Origin of the sequence: Mucilaginibacter inviolabilis, assembly GCF_011089895.1 — a bacterium.
GTDB classification, from domain to species: domain Bacteria; phylum Bacteroidota; class Bacteroidia; order Sphingobacteriales; family Sphingobacteriaceae; genus Mucilaginibacter; species Mucilaginibacter inviolabilis.
Window position 1 is genome coordinate 1,029,060 of the sequence record NZ_JAANAT010000001.1, and the last position, 17,024, is coordinate 1,046,083.

General features: G+C 41.4%; 13 protein-coding genes. 2 read left to right on the plus strand and 11 right to left on the minus strand.

Annotation, left to right across the window (positions count from 1 at the left end):
* Window positions 1-280 precede the first annotated feature (280 nt).
* From G7092_RS04055 to G7092_RS04065, 3 genes are all read right to left on the minus strand, one after another.
* Complete coding sequence (locus G7092_RS04055) at window positions 281-1,336, minus strand: glycosyltransferase family 1 protein (RefSeq protein WP_166086443.1); 1,056 nt, start codon at window positions 1,334-1,336, stop codon at window positions 281-283.
* The gene (locus G7092_RS04060) at window positions 1,333-3,051 is read right to left on the minus strand and encodes an ATP-binding cassette domain-containing protein (RefSeq protein ID WP_166086446.1); all 1,719 of its coding nucleotides are present in this window, start codon (window positions 3,049-3,051) and stop codon (window positions 1,333-1,335) included. Before G7092_RS04060 ends, G7092_RS04055 begins: the two co-directional genes overlap by 4 nt.
* A 259-nt stretch (window positions 3,052-3,310) precedes the next feature.
* Complete coding sequence (locus G7092_RS04065) at window positions 3,311-3,844, minus strand: OmpA family protein (protein ID WP_166086449.1); 534 nt, start codon at window positions 3,842-3,844, stop codon at window positions 3,311-3,313.
* A 610-nt stretch (window positions 3,845-4,454) separates the two neighbouring features.
* Here G7092_RS04065 and G7092_RS04070 point away from each other — a divergent pair.
* Entirely contained in the window at window positions 4,455-5,855 is a 1,401-nt protein-coding gene (locus G7092_RS04070) for a pyridoxal phosphate-dependent decarboxylase family protein (RefSeq protein WP_166086451.1), read from the plus strand.
* A 291-nt stretch (window positions 5,856-6,146) separates the two neighbouring features.
* Complete coding sequence (locus tag G7092_RS04075; RefSeq protein ID WP_166086453.1) at window positions 6,147-7,124, plus strand: GlxA family transcriptional regulator; 978 nt, start codon at window positions 6,147-6,149, stop codon at window positions 7,122-7,124.
* 13 nt (window positions 7,125-7,137) lie between these two features.
* Here G7092_RS04075 and G7092_RS04080 read toward each other — a convergent pair whose 3' ends face one another.
* The 8 genes from G7092_RS04080 to G7092_RS04115 all read right to left on the minus strand — a co-directional run bounded on the left by G7092_RS04080 (window position 7,138) and on the right by G7092_RS04115 (window position 17,004).
* Window positions 7,138-7,620 carry a cytochrome P460 family protein gene (locus G7092_RS04080; protein WP_166086455.1) on the minus strand — a complete coding sequence of 161 codons (483 nt, stop codon included), beginning with the start codon at window positions 7,618-7,620 and terminating at the stop codon, window positions 7,138-7,140.
* Window positions 7,621-7,637: 17 nt separating this feature from the next.
* Window positions 7,638-8,600: a heme-binding domain-containing protein gene (locus G7092_RS04085; RefSeq protein WP_166086457.1), complete on the minus strand. Its 963-nt coding sequence runs from the start codon at window positions 8,598-8,600 to the stop codon at window positions 7,638-7,640.
* A gap of 151 nt (window positions 8,601-8,751) precedes the next feature.
* Window positions 8,752-9,909 (minus strand): hypothetical protein, encoded by a 1,158-nt coding sequence (locus G7092_RS04090; RefSeq protein ID WP_166086459.1) that lies wholly within the window; start codon window positions 9,907-9,909, stop codon window positions 8,752-8,754.
* Between the two features lie 29 nt (window positions 9,910-9,938).
* Entirely contained in the window at window positions 9,939-10,751 is an 813-nt protein-coding gene (locus G7092_RS04095; protein WP_166086460.1) for an SH3 domain-containing protein, read from the minus strand.
* Window positions 10,752-10,778: 27 nt separating this feature from the next.
* Window positions 10,779-12,095 carry an ATP-binding protein gene (locus G7092_RS04100; RefSeq protein WP_166086462.1) on the minus strand — a complete coding sequence of 439 codons (1,317 nt, stop codon included), beginning with the start codon at window positions 12,093-12,095 and terminating at the stop codon, window positions 10,779-10,781.
* A 4-nt stretch (window positions 12,096-12,099) separates the two neighbouring features.
* Window positions 12,100-13,050 (minus strand): hypothetical protein, encoded by a 951-nt coding sequence (locus G7092_RS04105; RefSeq protein WP_166086464.1) that lies wholly within the window; start codon window positions 13,048-13,050, stop codon window positions 12,100-12,102.
* Window positions 13,051-13,101: 51 nt separating this feature from the next.
* Entirely contained in the window at window positions 13,102-15,225 is a 2,124-nt protein-coding gene (locus G7092_RS04110; protein WP_166086465.1) for an eCIS core domain-containing protein, read from the minus strand.
* Between the two features lie 30 nt (window positions 15,226-15,255).
* A complete protein-coding gene (locus G7092_RS04115) occupies window positions 15,256-17,004 on the minus strand; it encodes an eCIS core domain-containing protein (protein ID WP_166086467.1) in 1,749 nt (582 codons plus the stop codon).
* Window positions 17,005-17,024: the final 20 nt, after the last annotated feature.

A 17,024-nucleotide genomic window follows, 5' to 3' on the forward strand; every position in this document is an offset into this window, starting at 1 on the left:
GTTTAATTATTTAATTGTTTGATTAGTAGTTTTTTTATGTAAATATTAACCGTGAAAAGTGTAAACCATGTAAACCCACTTTTTGTTACTCATGGTCTTCTGGGAGAAACCCTGAGTGGACAGTAAAAAATCTCTTGTCATTCTGAGCATTGCCAAGAATCTATTATACTACAGAACTGTCTGCGAATAGATCCTTCGTTCCTCAGGATGACAACCTGAATTGTGGAGATTATCGTGGTTCGTTCGAAATGACATTGGGTTTTAAACAAATGAATCTTACTCAACACCCAAATAAAGCCGCAATCTTATTGGCAATCGTTTCCACAGGATAAGCCAGTATCGGCTCATGCCGTAAATTAGGGTCGTGAAGCAGTTCTTTAATTATCCCCGGTATATTTTCAACATTAGCGGGTATATGATGCTGTGGCGGGTGCAAATCCATTCCCTTAACCAGGCTTACCACATGGCAGCCTGCATACAAACCTTCGCTTAAAACGGTACTGTAGCCTTCGTAGGCCGATGTGTGCAGCAGTATTTTGGAGCGTTGCATCAGCGCCAAAACTTCCGGGTGTGATAGCTCGCCTTTTAGTGCGATATGATCGTCCAGTTTTAACTTGCTGATCTGTTTTTGAAGATTCTCCATCTCTGGTCCCTTCCCGCATATCACCGCCTTCAAATGCGGAAACTCGTTTCTAAGACTTTTAATTACCTGGATGAACAGGTTGTATTGCTTCAATGGTATCAGCGATCCTACCCCTATAATATCAATATTTCTGTTGGCAGGTAGTTCTCCAAAAAGCGAAGTGTCAATACCCGTAGGGATAGTGTGTCTGGGTTTTATATGATAATTGATGCTGAATTCCCTGGCCAAAAAATCGGATATGGCTATTATTGATCCGGCAGTGGGTTTTACCTGTTTTACATAATGATTACCTGCTTTGGCGTCCTGACCAAGCAGCCAGGTATACTGTAGTAAGCCGTACTTTTTGGCAAAGCGATTACCCATGTAGGCGGCCTCACCCATCCAAAAGCTTAAGAGGCCTATCAATTCATACCGGCTATGTAGTTGTTTGAGCGTTTGCCATACCCGCCGCCAGGTAATTAAGCGGTATAATTGACCTTTGCCCTTGCCCGCCAATGCTATCACTTCAACGCCATTCCAATCATATCGTGCGGCTTTAAACGGGTATTGAAAACTGACAACCACAATATGCAGCCCGGGTTTATTTTGCTTTAACCCTTTTACAAATACCTGCATAGACGGTATGCAGGGAGTATCGTTTTCATCAGCCGGGAAACCGGGGCTCAATATTACTATGGTTTTTTGTTTGGTCATTCCAGTGTTATCAGTTTGTTGCAATAGGCCAGGCTTGCCGTATTATGGGTAATAAAAAGGATGATCTTGCCCAAAGCGGCCAAGCGTTGCAATTGTATTAAAATAACTTCCTCGGCTTGTTGGTCCATTTCGCCAAACGGCTCATCCAGTATCAGTACATCAAAATCATGGTAAAGCGCCCGGGCAAGCAGAATACGCTGACGCTGCCCACCACTCAGGTTTTTGCCATTTTCCCTGATCACCCGGTGCAATCCTTCGGCATTACCGTTTAGTAATTGATTCAATCTACATATGGCAATAGCTTCGGCCAGTTTTTCATGGTCGCTTTCCTCATCGCTTAGCGTAATGTTTTTGAGGATAGTATCATGAATAAAATAACCCTGTTGCTTCACATAAGCTATCCTGTTCCAGTACAGCCTGCGGCTTGCATTATCCGTCGACTGATTATTGACCAGTATATCACCGGCATCAGGCACCAAAAAACCTAATAGTAGGTTAATGAGCGTGGTTTTGCCCCTGCCAGATACAGCCGATATTCCTGCCAGATCGCCCTTATGGATGTTAAAACTGCTATTTGTTAGAATCTGATGATCCTTATACCGGAAGCTGATATTATTGAATTGGATGGAGGTGACAGCCTCGGCCTCACCCCGGCCCTCTCCAAGGGAGAGGGAGTCACAGCCGATAAAGCCGCCAAATGAAGTCCTCTCCTTTGGAGAGGATTTAGGTGAGGCTTTCAGCAGATCATTCAGCGTAAATTCATAGGTTTTAATCTGCCCGGTGCTATTGAGTATTTTGATAATGCCGGGGATGATCTTGTACGCAGCGGCCATAAAAACACCAATGGTGAGCAGATCAATTACGGGTTCGGTAGTCCAGTATTTATTGATGAGCACCAATATAAAAAAGCCCAGTACCGCGAATATCTCTACCAGGCGCGATGGTAGAGCCTGCAAGGTTTGTTGCCCGGCCAGGTTATCATTCAGTTGTTGTTGATAGCTGTGGTAACGGCTGGTGAAAAAATTGCTTTTGTTATAAATATTGCTCTCCACAAAGCCGGCCAACGACTCCTGTAAGTGCTGGATGGTTTTTTCGCTGGCCTGTTTGGTATTCACCCTGATCTGTTTTGATCGTTTCCGGATAAACCAGGCTAATAAAATTACCGGCGGGAGCAGTAACAATAGCAACAATAAAAACAGCACAGGCTGATAAATGAGTATAGCGCAAACGGTAAACAGGATAAGTATTCCCTGCGAAATAACCTGCTGAACATTGGTGAGGATATAATGACTAAACTCAATAGGCTGCTGGCTGATCTGCCGGATATGGATGGATGAATCGACATTTACAAAATTCAGGTAATCGCTTTTCAGGTAATGGATAATATTCTTTTTTGATAAACGTGAGGCCACTCCATAAAAAAAATGATGCTGAAAACGCATGATGAGATAACCCATCCAGTTTTTAAAACAAAAAAGAACCAGAAATACGCTGATGAGCAGCAGGGAGTTTTTGTTGAACCAGCTTGAGGGAAAAAAAGCAAAACTCGTATTGATAGTTTTGGTTGAAGTGTAAATACCGATCACCAGTAGCAGTATTCCCAAAAAAGCGATATCAAGCACACTGATCAGCAGGTCGAGCAGGATGAGTTTGCCCAATTGCCTTTTCTCCTGCCTATTCAGCAGCGTTAAAATGCCTTTTATAATATGCTTCATTTTAGGATTTATGGAGCAAAGATTTATGGAGCAAAGAACAAAGATTTAAGCAACCCGGATTTAAAACAAATGCTGTAAAGTTTCCTTTGTCCTTACTCTTTGTTCCACAAGTCTTGCTCTATAGTCCCTTGTTCTTTGCTCCATAAATCCTTGCTCCCTCACAACAATTACGGACTAAAAAGCTGAATGGTTGCCCACTATAAAGCAAAAAAGCCCGGTAGTTTAAACTGCCGGGCTTTTGATATAAGATCGAAAAAACTTAGTTGTTCAGTTTGATCTCTACGCGGCGGTTTAAAACCCTGCCGTCTTCAGTGCTGTTATCGGCAATTGGTTTGCTTTCGCCATAACCTTTCACAGTTAGGTTATCACCGTTAATGCCGCTGTTTACCAGGTATAATTTTACCGAATTAGCTCTTTCAATAGATAATTCCATGTTGTGTTCAGGCGTACCTTCTGATGAAGCGTTTCCGTTCAATACAAATTTTACGGTTTGGTCTTTCTTCATCTCGGCAGCAGCCTGGTCAAGTGTTTGGTAAGAAGATGTTCTTAGTACAGCAGAGTTAAACTCAAACTGGATATTGCTAAAGTTATAGTTTGGTTTTGCCGGTGGTGGCGGCGGAGTTTCTTTTGGTGCAGGTTTTGGAGCCGGAGCCGGTTGTGGCTTTGGCGCATAAGTTTGTTCGTTTTCAACCGGTACAGGTTTTTGAACCAGTTTTTTTGATTTACACGAAATTACGGTGATAGCGGCTAACGCAAAGATTAAAGTAAAAAAGGGTGTTTTTAAAGCTTTCATAGCTAAGTTTTGTTTTTTTGTAAACATAAAAAATATTCGTGATTTCAACCTCAATTGAGTATAATCCATGGCCAAATAAAGCGAATATTCCTATTAAATCAGGACACAGCGGTTAACTCTATTACCGATGTGCCCTGATTGAACGGGAATTTTGCAGCATAAGTATTCAGAAAGTTCAATTAGATGATGAGAAAATAGATTATCCGGGTTGCTGTAATGATCTTGGCTGCGCTTAGGTATTACGCCCAATATTGCGTATATTTGTACATACACCAGCCCGGTTTTTCTGATCAAAAAGGAAAACCGGGCTGTTTAGTTAAGGGAAAATACAGTCCAAAAAACGACTGTTTGGTGTGTAATAGGTTTAATATGAGTAAATTAATACTTTTTAAAGTTTTCAAAACGCCTCAAAACCAGGTTGAAATTTGTTAAAAAGTGTTAAAATGAAGGTTTTTAGATCGATTTTGAGCCGTTTTTGCCTCGTTTTTGATCAGAAAAGTGTTAAAATTTAAGGTTTAAAAAGTTTTTGTACAGGCTGTGTCAAATTTTGTTAGCCGATAGGTATCCCGTTTAAATATGTATTTATTTGCGATATCGAATTGAAAAACCTATGCACAACACATTACAAAACGATCTGGATAATCTGGACTATCTATTATCCTTAACTAAAGATAAGGCAGCAGCCTACCTTACCGAAATAAACGATAAGCCCGTAAGTATCAATAACGTTCAGGGGACAATTCCTATCAATCTTCCTGAAAATGGAATTGGTTTGGAGGATACCATAAAAGCTTTCTACGAACAGCACCAGGATAAGATAGTAGCAGCATCGGGTCCACGGTATTGGGGGTTTGTAGTGGGTGGCACCACTCCTGCCGCTATTGCCGGCGATTGGCTAAGCACCGTATTTGATCAGAATCCACAGGGTATCAATGGTGCGGGAGATGTATCTGCCAATATTGAACTGCAAACTATTAGCTGGCTTACTCAATTATTTGGTTTGCCCTCCTACTTTAAAGGTGGTTTTGTAACGGGTGCTACCATGTCAAACTTTACCTGTTTGGCCATTGCCCGTCAATGGGCCGGCAAACAAAAAGGTATTGATATCGCCCGCGAGGGTATCAAAACAGAGATCAGGATACTGACGGCTACTCCACATTCATCAGCCATTAAATCATTGGCTATGCTGGGTTTGGGTAGCAGCAATATCATTACCATAAAAACTGCCGAGGGCAACCGGGAAGCCATAGATACGGCTGATCTGGAAGTTAAATTGCAGGAGAATAAGGATTTTCCGGTAATTGTGATCAGCAGTGCTGGTACGGTTAATACCGTAGATTTTGATGATATGCAAGCTATTGCCAACTTACAAAAACAGTATACTTTTTACTGGCACATCGATGCGGCTTTTGGTGCTTTCGCGGCTTGTTCTGAAAAGTATAGTCACTTATTAAACGGCTGGCAATTGGCCGACAGCATAACTGTCGACTGTCATAAATGGCTTAACGTACCTTATGATAGCGCCATATATCTTGTTCAGGAAAAACACTCGGCATTGCAGCTGCAAACTTTTCAAAACAGTAATGCACCTTATCTGGGTGATCCGGCAAGTGATTTTAGTTTCCTGAATTTCGGCCCCGAAAACTCCAGGCGATTAAGAGCGCTGCCAGCCTGGTTTGCGCTGCAAGCTTACGGTCGTAACGGATTCGGATGGATAGTAGAAAACAATATTACCCTGGCCAATCAGTTTGCACAACTGCTGGAGCAAAAAACTGTATTTAAACTAGCGGCGCCGGTAAGGTTAAATGTAGTATGCTTTACCATTGAGGATGAAGAAAACCGGAGTGGTAAATTGGCCTCTGTATTAGAAAAATTAAAAGTATCAGGTAAACTCTTTATCTCGCCAACATCTTACAAAGGGATTCCCTGTTTACGGGCTGCCTTTGTAAACTGGCGAACCACAGAAGAGGATGTTTTAATCGCCATTGATGAATTGATCAAGGCTTCCTGATAGGAAGGTCTTTGTAATTGATTGATGAATTTTAGTTAATTAAAATATTTAAATAAAGTTTCATAAACTATTATTTATTAATTATTTAAAATATTTAAATAAAGTATTAGTTTAAATAACTTAACCTATTCCAAATAGAAGAGAAATAAATTTTGGTTTTTCGTTATGATTGATTTATTTAGTTATTAAAATATTGTCTCTGAAAAAATTAGCGTTATATTGCACATAGCATATAATGCTAAACTGCTGAATTTAGGGATTATAATACGGCTTTATAAACCAATTTATTATATGAAACATATATCGATACTGGTTCCTAAGCGAGCCATACTCGGAAGCTTGGAAGGTTCGCGTCAGCTGCTTACTCAGGTGAACCAGTTTTTTATGGCCGCTGGGAAAGATCCCATCTTTAAGGTTGAACTGGTTGGCCTTACCATGGAAACTCCTGTTAGCGGAGGCTTATTTACCGTTAATGCCAATAAGGTTATCGGGGAAGTGCAAAAGACCGACTTAATCATTATACCAGCTATTGATGGCAATATTGGTGAAGAAGTTGAGAATAATAAAGAATTTTTACCTTGGCTAACCCAGCAATATAATAATGGCGCAGAGATTGCCAGCTTGTGCATGGGAGCTTTTTTGTTGGCTTCAACCGGCTTATTAGCCGGCAAAAAATGTGCAACGCACTGGATGTTTGCTAACGAGTTCAGGAAGATGTTTCCGGATGTTAACCTGGTAACCGAAAAAATCATTACCGATGAGCAGGGTATTTACTCCAGCGGTGGTGCTTTCTCCTATTTGAACCTAATCTTATATCTTATTGAAAAATACGCTGGTCGCGATATCGCTATTTTAAGCGCCAAAGTGTTTGCCATTGAAATGGAGCGGAATAGCCAATCCTCATTCATTATATTCCAGGGACAAAAAGATCATGCTGACGATCCGATCAAAAAAGCTCAGGAGTTTATTGAAAATAACTATCAGGAAAAGATCACGGTAGAGCAACTGGCCTCTATGTTTGCCCTGGGCCGCAGAAATCTGGAACGCCGGTTTAAGAAAGCGACAGCCAACACGGTAGCCGAATATATACAGCGTGTAAAGATAGAGGCGGCCAAAGTAAGCCTGGAAACTTCGCGCGAAAATGTGAACGAAGTCATGTATAACGTCGGTTACACCGATACCAAGGCTTTCCGCACCACATTTAAGCGTATTACAGGTCTCTCGCCTATCGATTATCGCAATAAATACCAACGGGAATACGCTACCTGATACTCAAATAGTGTCAGGGCATTACGGAAGGTTTCTGAGAACAGATATAAGTAATACGTTCCTGTTGGTGCGTTGTGTCTTTATCAGCTGTTAATTCTTTTCCTGTAAATTGCTGATAATTAACAGATACGTCTCCGTTATTTGAACTAACTGTTTTAATTACTTCAACAGATAGCAGATCACCCGGAATCTTAGCGCCAAACCAACGGTCATCATCCTGTTGTTTCCAGGTAACCAGTGTGAGGTTTTCCCCCGCAGGATGGTTTGTTGATCCTGAAATTGCAGTTTTTAAAGCCAGGTCATTACCATAAAGGGTTGACATGGTTTGTGCTTTTTTGTTGATGGACGAGGTGATCACTTTTAAACCGGCTTTACTAAAATTAAACGAAGCGGGTATAGCGGCTTTTTTATTCAAAAGCTCTTCGGCGGGTTTGCGGTTATTACAGGCTGATACTATCAAAACAATGGCCGCAAATAATATATGGATAATTTTCATGACGGATTCCTGATTTATTAATGTTGAATTGGTGAGGTAAAAACAAAGTCGCTATTACTTAATGGCTTATGGCAGCTAACGCACTCATTGGTAAACATGGCCGTTTTACCATAAGGCACCAGCTTATCGGTTTTAAACCGGGCCCAGCCCCAGCCAGCCGTAGCCGCGTACTTTTTATCATCCTTGATCATATATTCAACCTGTTTAAAGGCGCCGGTATGTACATTGCCATCTTTATCGGTCACTTGATCCCAGGCAACTTTGGCAAATGTTGTTCCATTGGGCCATGGATTAATATGATGCTCACGAATGGCTTTAATAGCCGTCGGATTTCCAAATATCACCCGCATGGTGCCATTATCAAAGCGCTCGGTACTGCTGATAGTTTCCCAGTTTTTATAATCAGGGATATAGGTAATTCCGTTTAGTGCGGTGGGCAATTTAACTGAAGCTGTTGTTGCTTTTTGCCAGTGATTATACTGTTTATCAGCTGCGTTTATTTTGGCGGTATCGCCCGGAATTTGCTTAGGCGACAAGGATGAAACGTATTTTTTTAATACTTCCAGATCATTTTTAGAAACAGCAGAAGAAGGGTGAACCAGTTCATAGTCCTTGATAGGCATAGCACCGGCAGCTATCTGATTTACGGCTTCCCAAAGCATGGCTTTTTGATCGGCTGGTGCTAAGTTTTGCCAGTTAGAAAAATTTAAGTGCTTACGGCCCGTATTCACGTGGCTGGCTACTTTCCAGTAAACTGGCGACACCTGGTCATACCAGCGCAGGTTAGTTTGGTTCGAGTGGCAATCATAGCAAGCCCGTACCAGTATACTTTTTACCTCTGCAGGAGCTTCTATCTCAGCTTTTACCGGTGGATTTGTAATTTGTGGGCGGATGAATTGAACAGATAAAAAGCCTATCAGTAAAATGGCTGTGATGATGACAGGCTTTCTTCTGAATAAATTGGGCGACTGGATATTCATAGTTTGATGATTATATCGTAAAGTTGCTTAATAATAAGCATTTATAACGCATAATCAACCGTGAAGTAGACAATCGTACGGATGAACCAGACATTTTAATAGTTGAATTAGCCAATGCTCCTATCCGATTAAAAAATACGGATAGTTATTTTTAACCGGCCTCTACAGCTTTATCTAAATCCAATTGAAAGGCTTTATCTGCATCACTTATTTTAATATCCTTATCGGCTTCCAGGTTAATGATGGTGTCATTATTTTTGAAAGCCATGGTTGCATGCAAGGTATATTTACCCAAAGGCACCTGCGTCGCTGTAAATTCTGAACTTTGATCGTCGACAGGTTTTTTCAGGGTAATAATATCGCCTGTTGAGGGTTTTAGTGTAACAATTGCCGTATTAAAGCCTCCGTCAATAATATCGGCGGCTTCCGGTGTTGATAACATAGCCTGGGCTAATTGCAGGCTTATGGTTATATCTGCAGTTTTATCAATGTCATTGGCTGTAGAGGCGTTATTGTTAATTGTGGTACTGTCGGTTGAGCTTAAGGGTAATATCAGATCTTTTAGCCGGTCAATAAATTTCATAACCCGACCTGAAAAGAAACCGGAAATAAAAGAAAATAGTAACAATCCTTTACCTACGCTTATATCTGTCATTTTGGTGTTGCTGCCGGCCAGTAAGTTGTATCCGAGTACTAAAACAAGGGCACATACAGGGGCATAAAACATTTTTGATACCTGTCCAGATATTTCAGCAGGGTCAAATGGCCCTGTATCAGCGTCACCAGCCACTTTTAACGACTGGCCGTTAGCAATACTCACATAATAAATTAAACTCACTAAAACGCCTATAAGTGCCCAAAACAGCACTTCCGCATAAGTGCCTGTTCCAACAAACCAGAAAAAATCATTTACAATGATCTCCGTATCCGTAAGATATGTTTTGGTGTCTTTATTATTCAGGTTGATCAATAAACCATCCATGCGTTTTAGTCGGTATTCATCTATACGGCCGTCGTATTCATTTCTTAAAAAATTAAACAGCGCATGATCACGTTCTTCGCGTTTCGCTAATACCGCTTTTTTAACCGCGGGATCTTTTGAAGCGGATTGTGCCGAATCAGGATCTGGATATACAGCTAGCACGTTATCAATATTTAAGAGCTGCATATTATTAAGTTTTTTATGATCTGTACCTTTATAGCAAAGATGAAGTGCTGTATAAATCATTGCTATAAAAACAAGTAATACGCAAAGGGTCAGTAACCAGCCGGCACCGCTCCAGGTTTTTGCTTTAAAAAGTGATAACATGATCTTTTTATGTTTTTGGTTAAAAATGTTTAGGATAAGTAGCTGCTGAACACCCACTCATCTGCCGTGTTACTTATTTTACTCCATTGATTGGTTGTGGTATAAATAGATACTTCTGTGCCTTGTGTAATAGTTCGCAGAACCGGGAATGATGTGCCTGGCCCCGAACGTACGTTCAATAAGTTCACATTTACAGTGCGGGATGTGATTGGAGGTACAGGGGCTCCATCGAGCTGCTTTATTTTGTTATCGATCAGGGGGAAGAAATTTGCTTCGGCCGATGTAATGGTATTGGTGCCAAAAAAAGCAGTGCCCGGACAGGTTTTCTGTTGGTTGCCCACTTGGTTATTGTTAACTACGCTTTCCGGAAATCTTTTACCTGTGCGATCAAACCAATGGTGGTAAACCACTTGTTCTTTCACTGGTTTCAGATTAAACTTCATACAAAGCACAGCATTTAAAAATACAATGGTATCCTTATGGGGTAATGTCATCTGATCATGCCCTGCATCAAAGTTACCTAAGTTTTCAATACAAATAGCACCAGAGTTTGCTCCAAAAATGCCGGCCGGGGTAATATTTATAGGGCGGCATAAGCCAATATTCCCGGAAGGAAAAGTGGTTAAATTTTGGGCAATATCGCTCCATCCATTATTGTGGATATGGTAATCCCTCATCGACTCGAGCCAATACATTTCTCCCTGATTAGCACTTAATGAGCTATAATTGGGTTCCCAGGTATGGTGGTTCTGTATCACCTTAATGCTTCTTGAAAAAACGGTATTTACCAGATATTGCTGAAACTCCTGCGGTGTGTAAATATGAAATTGTGCTAAAGCCATGTTTTTTTCCTCCGGTTATTTATTTTATTAACTCATGGTACGTTCTTCTTTACGGTATTCCTTTCTGATTGCCTCTATCAAATCGGTATTACGAATATATTGATCATCTCTGGAAATAGATTGTAGCGCCGCGTAATGTATAATATTGAGTATCGCTGCCCCGGTTAGCTCATATTTATCGGCAAGATTCTGTAATTGAATAGTTGGTTCTGGTTTACATGAGGCGGGGAATGCTTTTTCCCATAGTTTTAATCGTTCATGGGCATTTGGCGCCGAAAAATGTATGATGGTATGGAAACGTCTTAAAAAGGCATCGTCCATATTGCTTTTTAAGTTGGATGCCAATATAAGCAAGCCCGGAAAGTCTTCTATGCGTTGTAGTAAGTAGCTTACTTCCTGGTTAGCATATCGGTCATGCGAGTTTTGTACATTGGTACGTTTACCAAATAAGGCGTCAGCTTCGTCAAAAAATAGTATCCAGTTTTTATTTTCGGCTTTTTGAAATACTTTTTCCAGATTTTTTTCTGTTTCGCCTATATATTTACTCACCACCTGCGACAGGTCGATACGATATACATCTTTGCTAAAGTGTTTACCCAATAAGGATGCTGTTAATGTTTTACCTGTTCCGGAAGGGCCGTGGAACAGGGCCCGGTAGCCTGGTTTTATTTTTCGTTTCAGTACTTCATCCTGCATCAGGGTTTCATTATGTTTTACCCATGTCATGATCTCATTAAGCTGATTTTGGGTATAATTATTCAATACCAGATCATCCCATGTCATTGCTGTACTAATATTCTTTGCCGGAAAATCGGGACTAAACTTAGGTACAGTTTCGGCACCGGTGAGGAAACGACTTATCCATTCCGGATCAAGTATTACCCGGCCGCTCATCAATGGTTCACCTTCTTTAACGGTTTCTAAAGATAGTACGCTTTGTTTAACCAGTATGCCATGAGTAAGTAAATACTGAACTGCAAGCCGTTTGTCAATATCATTACTGCCTAATATAAATTGAACGGTTTCGCCTGTTGGCAATAATCCGCGATGGTTACTGCCTTTTATTCCGCCAAATTCCGGAAAATCGCCGCCATTAGGTAAAAATTCTTGTATGATGTTTTCAAAGAAGGAAGTTTGCAAATGCGGAGCCAATGCTGTTAATAAAATAATATATTCCTCAATCGGAAGCTTATTTTCGATGATAAACCTGTTCAGAGAACTGCCATCGTCTATGATGGTAACCGCCGGAAAAGGGGTTTCCGCGTTATTAAAATGTGATTGCAGGCGATTATGTATCACCTGGTACAGCATTTCCAAAGAGTTTGTTATTGATTGAGCCTGCATTTTTTTATTTTTTATCCGGTGCTTTTATATCGCAATCTTTTATGATATCCGCAGAGGGGTGTTGGCCTATATCCGGTAAATTACCGGCGCTCAAAACGGTTATTGCCTTCTGACAATGTTCATCTACCCTTGTTCGTAAGGATTTGGGGTAGTGCCATTTCTGGGTATCTCTGACTCTGGTTTTTGAGGCTAAGCACCAGAAATAATTATTCCACTGATCTGGGTGTACTCCTGTTTGTTTTTCCAGATAGGTATTGGCTTGTGATTGGGATGAAAACTTTTTTCCAGCGGCGCTATTCACAGCCTCCCTAAATTTGGCTAAACTAAGGTTGAATGCAAGGGTAAGATCGCTGCAATGTTCCTGTTCCCCCTCTTTGATCTTATCCGAACCACTCTGGGTTATCTGCCAATGTTTATCGTAAGTGCCTTTAGGGCAAAAATGATTTTCCTCACCGCTGCCGCCATCCTGTATAATAACACTTCCTTTATCTTTAAATGTTTGTGGCAATAAGTAAAAAGAACTAACCGGCATACCGGCAGTTGTTTTTTGTAGTTCACCGTTTTTTAAAATAACTTCCGGGAATGTAACATCGTCCCTATTCAGTGTTGTTTTTCCAAATGAATCATCGGTGTTACCGGCTTGTTTTAGGAACTGATCAATAGTGACACCCTGCGGATCACAACTGGGGCCGGTGCTTGCTTTAATCTCCATAGGCTTAACCTCATCTTTATTTCCACCCTCCTGTTGAGCAACACTATCTTTAGGTGATATTTCGGGATTAGCAACCGGCGCATTTTTCGTTTCTACTGGACTAACAAAGGCGTTTATCTGCTTCTCTGTACCATCATCAGACCCATTGCTTCGCTGTATCCCAAAGAAAGAAGCACTGCGTGAAGTTGTTCTTTGGGTTTGCTCTTCACCCGGTAAATTCAAATATCTTTTTCTTTCAAACATGGTAGCTTTTGTTAAAGGTTTGATTATCAATTAATGCAAATTGTGATTTTATCAAGGCGAGGTTTTATTTGTACCGGTAACAACTACCTCAACAGGTGGTAAGTCTGACAAGCTTGCAAAATCTGTCTTCGCCTTTTGTGCTGCTGCATTTAATTCAGGTGTAACCGGCGCCTCGGCAAGATGTATATGCACAATTACTTTATCTGGCGTACCTGTGCGCTCTACCCGTCTGTATGTATCCGGTGCTATGGGATTTGGATCACGCGCAGCAGCGTTGCCAGTTGGATTATGCAAGGCATCAAAAATGGCATTGAGTTTATTTGTTACTGCATTACCTACATTTTGCGTAGTCGCTTTATCGGCAGATAACACAGTATGCAAACTGGTCCATGTACCACCTTCAACTGATGTTTCCTGAACTGTAATCGGTTTGTTCTTATATTTTGATGGAATATTAGTAGTTGTTTCTTTTCCACCTTCATACCAGTCAAATGCTTTAAATTTAGGAGGAAGCTGTTTTGCGGCTGGTGCATAATCTTTAATTACACCGGCCTCTGCCAATTCGCCAACGCTGGATGCATATGGCGCTTTGATATTAGCAGGCATAGCTTCTTTTAATTCCTTTTCAGCATTTTTCTGCAGTTCCGACTTTGCTGCACCGGGCGCCTCTTTTTCTGCAATATCGGTAGCTAATTTACTCTCGGCAGATTTTGCCAATGCCGATTTTAAGCCCGATGCCATTTTTGCACCTACAGGTAATAAAATAACGTATTCAAAACCATCGGGTAGCGGTGGTCCGGCCATAAAAGCTGTAGCCGCCTTAAAAAGGTTATCCTGGGTATCAACATCAAGAGCATTTATGGCAGCTATTAACCTAGGGGCCACAGAGGCCCGAATATTTTGGGGTTTTATAATGTGCTGAGTGGTGTCTTCATAAAATTTATCAGCTGGTCTGGTATCAATTGATGTATACTTGCCATCGCCTTTTTGTGTGGATGAAGGGAGCTGAAGATCACCTGATTTTTCAAGTTCATCCAATTTCTTTTTGAGTGAATCGCTTATCACTAATGGTTGATTATTACGGTCAATTTGATTTATAGGGATAGCTACTTCGTTTCCATCCTCATATATGAGGTGCACTTCCCGTCTGAAAACGTCATATGAAGCGCTTTTAAAGTTATCAATATAGGCCAGGTCTGATTTTACTTCATTATAATCAGCGTTAACGGGTATCGCATTTTTTAGTGATGATAATTGGCCTGAAACTACACTTAGCGGCACTCTTTTTTTAAATCCCAGATTATTAAAATCTACCGATGGTATCTCTACTTCAAACATCATTCCTCCGAAAAGCTTACTGTTATCAGGCTTGAATATATTCCATGTTCTTAGCGCGTCGGGGCCATAAACCCGTTCGGCCTGATAGTTTCCTGTGATCAGATCTTTACTGATGCTTCGCACAAAACCATCATATTCTCTGCCTCCAATGGTTGTTAGGCGGGCATGAAGAGATTTACTATCCAACACCATGGAGGCAATCGTATCTTCAGTATATCCTTCCATAACATCCAGAGGATCTTTAAGATCTCTTTGTATACTTGCTGTTTGCAAAGCTCCGCCCTGCTGTATCACATGGGTGAGTTCATGAGCCATCAGTCTTTTTCCACTATCACTATCAGGCGAATATTGCCCGCTATTAAAAACAATATTATTACCTGTTGTATAAGCGAGGGCATTAATGGATTGTGCCGATTTTGCGGCTACAGAGTCGGTATGGATGTGCACATTTGAAAAATCATGTCCGAAGCGCGGTTCAAAAAACTGGCGGCTACTATCAGATAATGATTGCCCCGATGATCCTAATGACGCAACATAGCTATCCAGATCATGGCTGCCTTCAGTTTTGGCAGCAGAACTTTCTTTACGGTGAAGTTTTTCTTCCTCTTCGCAATGCTGGCATTTGCGTTGGACGTTTGCCTGAGCCGGTTTAAAAAAAGCATGATCATTTATAATAGGATCAGGCATTCGCGTAACCCGTTCGGCCGTGTCATCTGCCTCGTGCTCATAAACATCATTGGGTTGATTTATGGTAAGTTTGGGTTGAAAAAACACATGTCTGTCACCCTGACCTGCTTTGTCAGTTGACGCTTGACTATTATTGTTCTTAAATACCATGTACGTAAAGTTTATTAACCTGATCTTTATTTATGGAGCAGCGTCTTCGGCTGGAATAATTGGTGAACTGCCGGTATAATATTGCCTTGGATACCAGTTAACCCTAAATGCCGGGCCTGTATAAGCAGTTGGACACGTAGTAGCACAGTTCGACCTGTCAGGTGCTGCCGGTCCCCCTACCGCCGGCCAACCCTGATAACCGGCATATGCCCATACCTGCGATGCGTGAAAATTAGCTGATGGAGTAGCCAGACCAGAGAATCCTGTTCCTTTATAAAGATCGATCAGATGCATCATACTAGCTAAAGTAAACCTGGCATAACCAGTATTGATGGGGCCATGAGCCAGGAAATGATCGGCGCATAGTTTGCACATCGCACCAAAAATTACATAGTTTACTGATCCCGCATAATGGCAGCCATTACCAACCTGAATTGATGAACCGCATGCCGGTGTGGCATGTTCAGAAGCACATGCCGGTCTGTATCCTAATATCCACGCGTTATTATGAACTTCTACAATATCCCATGCCATACCACCGGTTGTAAGGCCATCAAGAGCATCACAAGCTTCAACCTTCTGAGGATCTGTCCATCCTGCGAATCTCGAACGTGTTTGTCTTACCGCATCTTCAACCTGGGTTGTTACATTTGGTCCGCACACAAAAGCAGGTGGCGGTGCTGGTGGGGTACCTTCAATAGTTTCAGGTGCAAAACTAATCGATCTTGACATAACGATCTCTACCCGCCTGTTCTCCGGTCTTGTGGCATAATGAGTGTCTTCACCATGTGCCTCGGTACTCACGCGTCTTGTATCTACTCTACCTGCTCTTAATAAGCGTAACACAGTTTCATCCCTTCGGCGTGAAAGGTCCATATTATAAGCAGCATCTCCTTCTTCGCTCGCATATCCATGTAATACAACCGTGCCATCAGGATTATCACGAAGATAGGTTCTGATCTGTGCCATGCAGGTTGCGAACTCATTGGCGTCAACAAATTCTGTAGATCCTTGTACAAAATGTATGCGGCATGAACTTAAATCTGATGGTGAAGGGCCGGTGGGTGCGGCAGCTGCCTGTCTTTGAATTTTACGCCCTACTGAGCCTCCCTGCTGCACTACATGCGTTAACTCGTGAGCCATTAACCTTTTTCCACTATCACTATCAGGAGAATATTGACCGCTATTAAAAACAATATTATTGCCAGTAGTATAGGCTAGTGCGTTGATGGATTGTGCCGATTTTGCGGCAACCGAATCGGTATGGATACGCACATTTGAAAAATCCTGACCAAAACGTGGCTCAAAGAAGCTTCGACTGCTTTCTGATAAAGCCTGACCAGATGAGCCTAATGAACTTACATAGCTGTCAAGACCCAAACTTCCATTTACATCGGCACCTGAGCTTTCTTTACGATGGAGTTTTTCTTCCTCCTCACAATGCTGACATTTACGCTGAACGGTCATTGATGCATGATTAAAGTCAATATTTTCGTTTACACTTTCCGTTGAGAGTTCCTTACGATGGAGTTTTTCTTCCTCCTCACAGTGCTGACATTTACGCTGAATATTTGCTTGAGCTGGCTTAAAAAAGGCATGGTCATTTATAGCAGGATCTGGCATCCGCATAACTCGGTCGGCCATGGTATCTGCCTCCTGCTCATAAATATCATTCGGCTGATTTACGGTAAGCTTGGGCTGAAAAAATGCTCCCCCACTCCCTGATCTGGCTCTGGTTATTGTTTGATTTTCATTTGTGCTAACTTGTTGTAAATTCATCGCTTAAATTTTATTTAAAA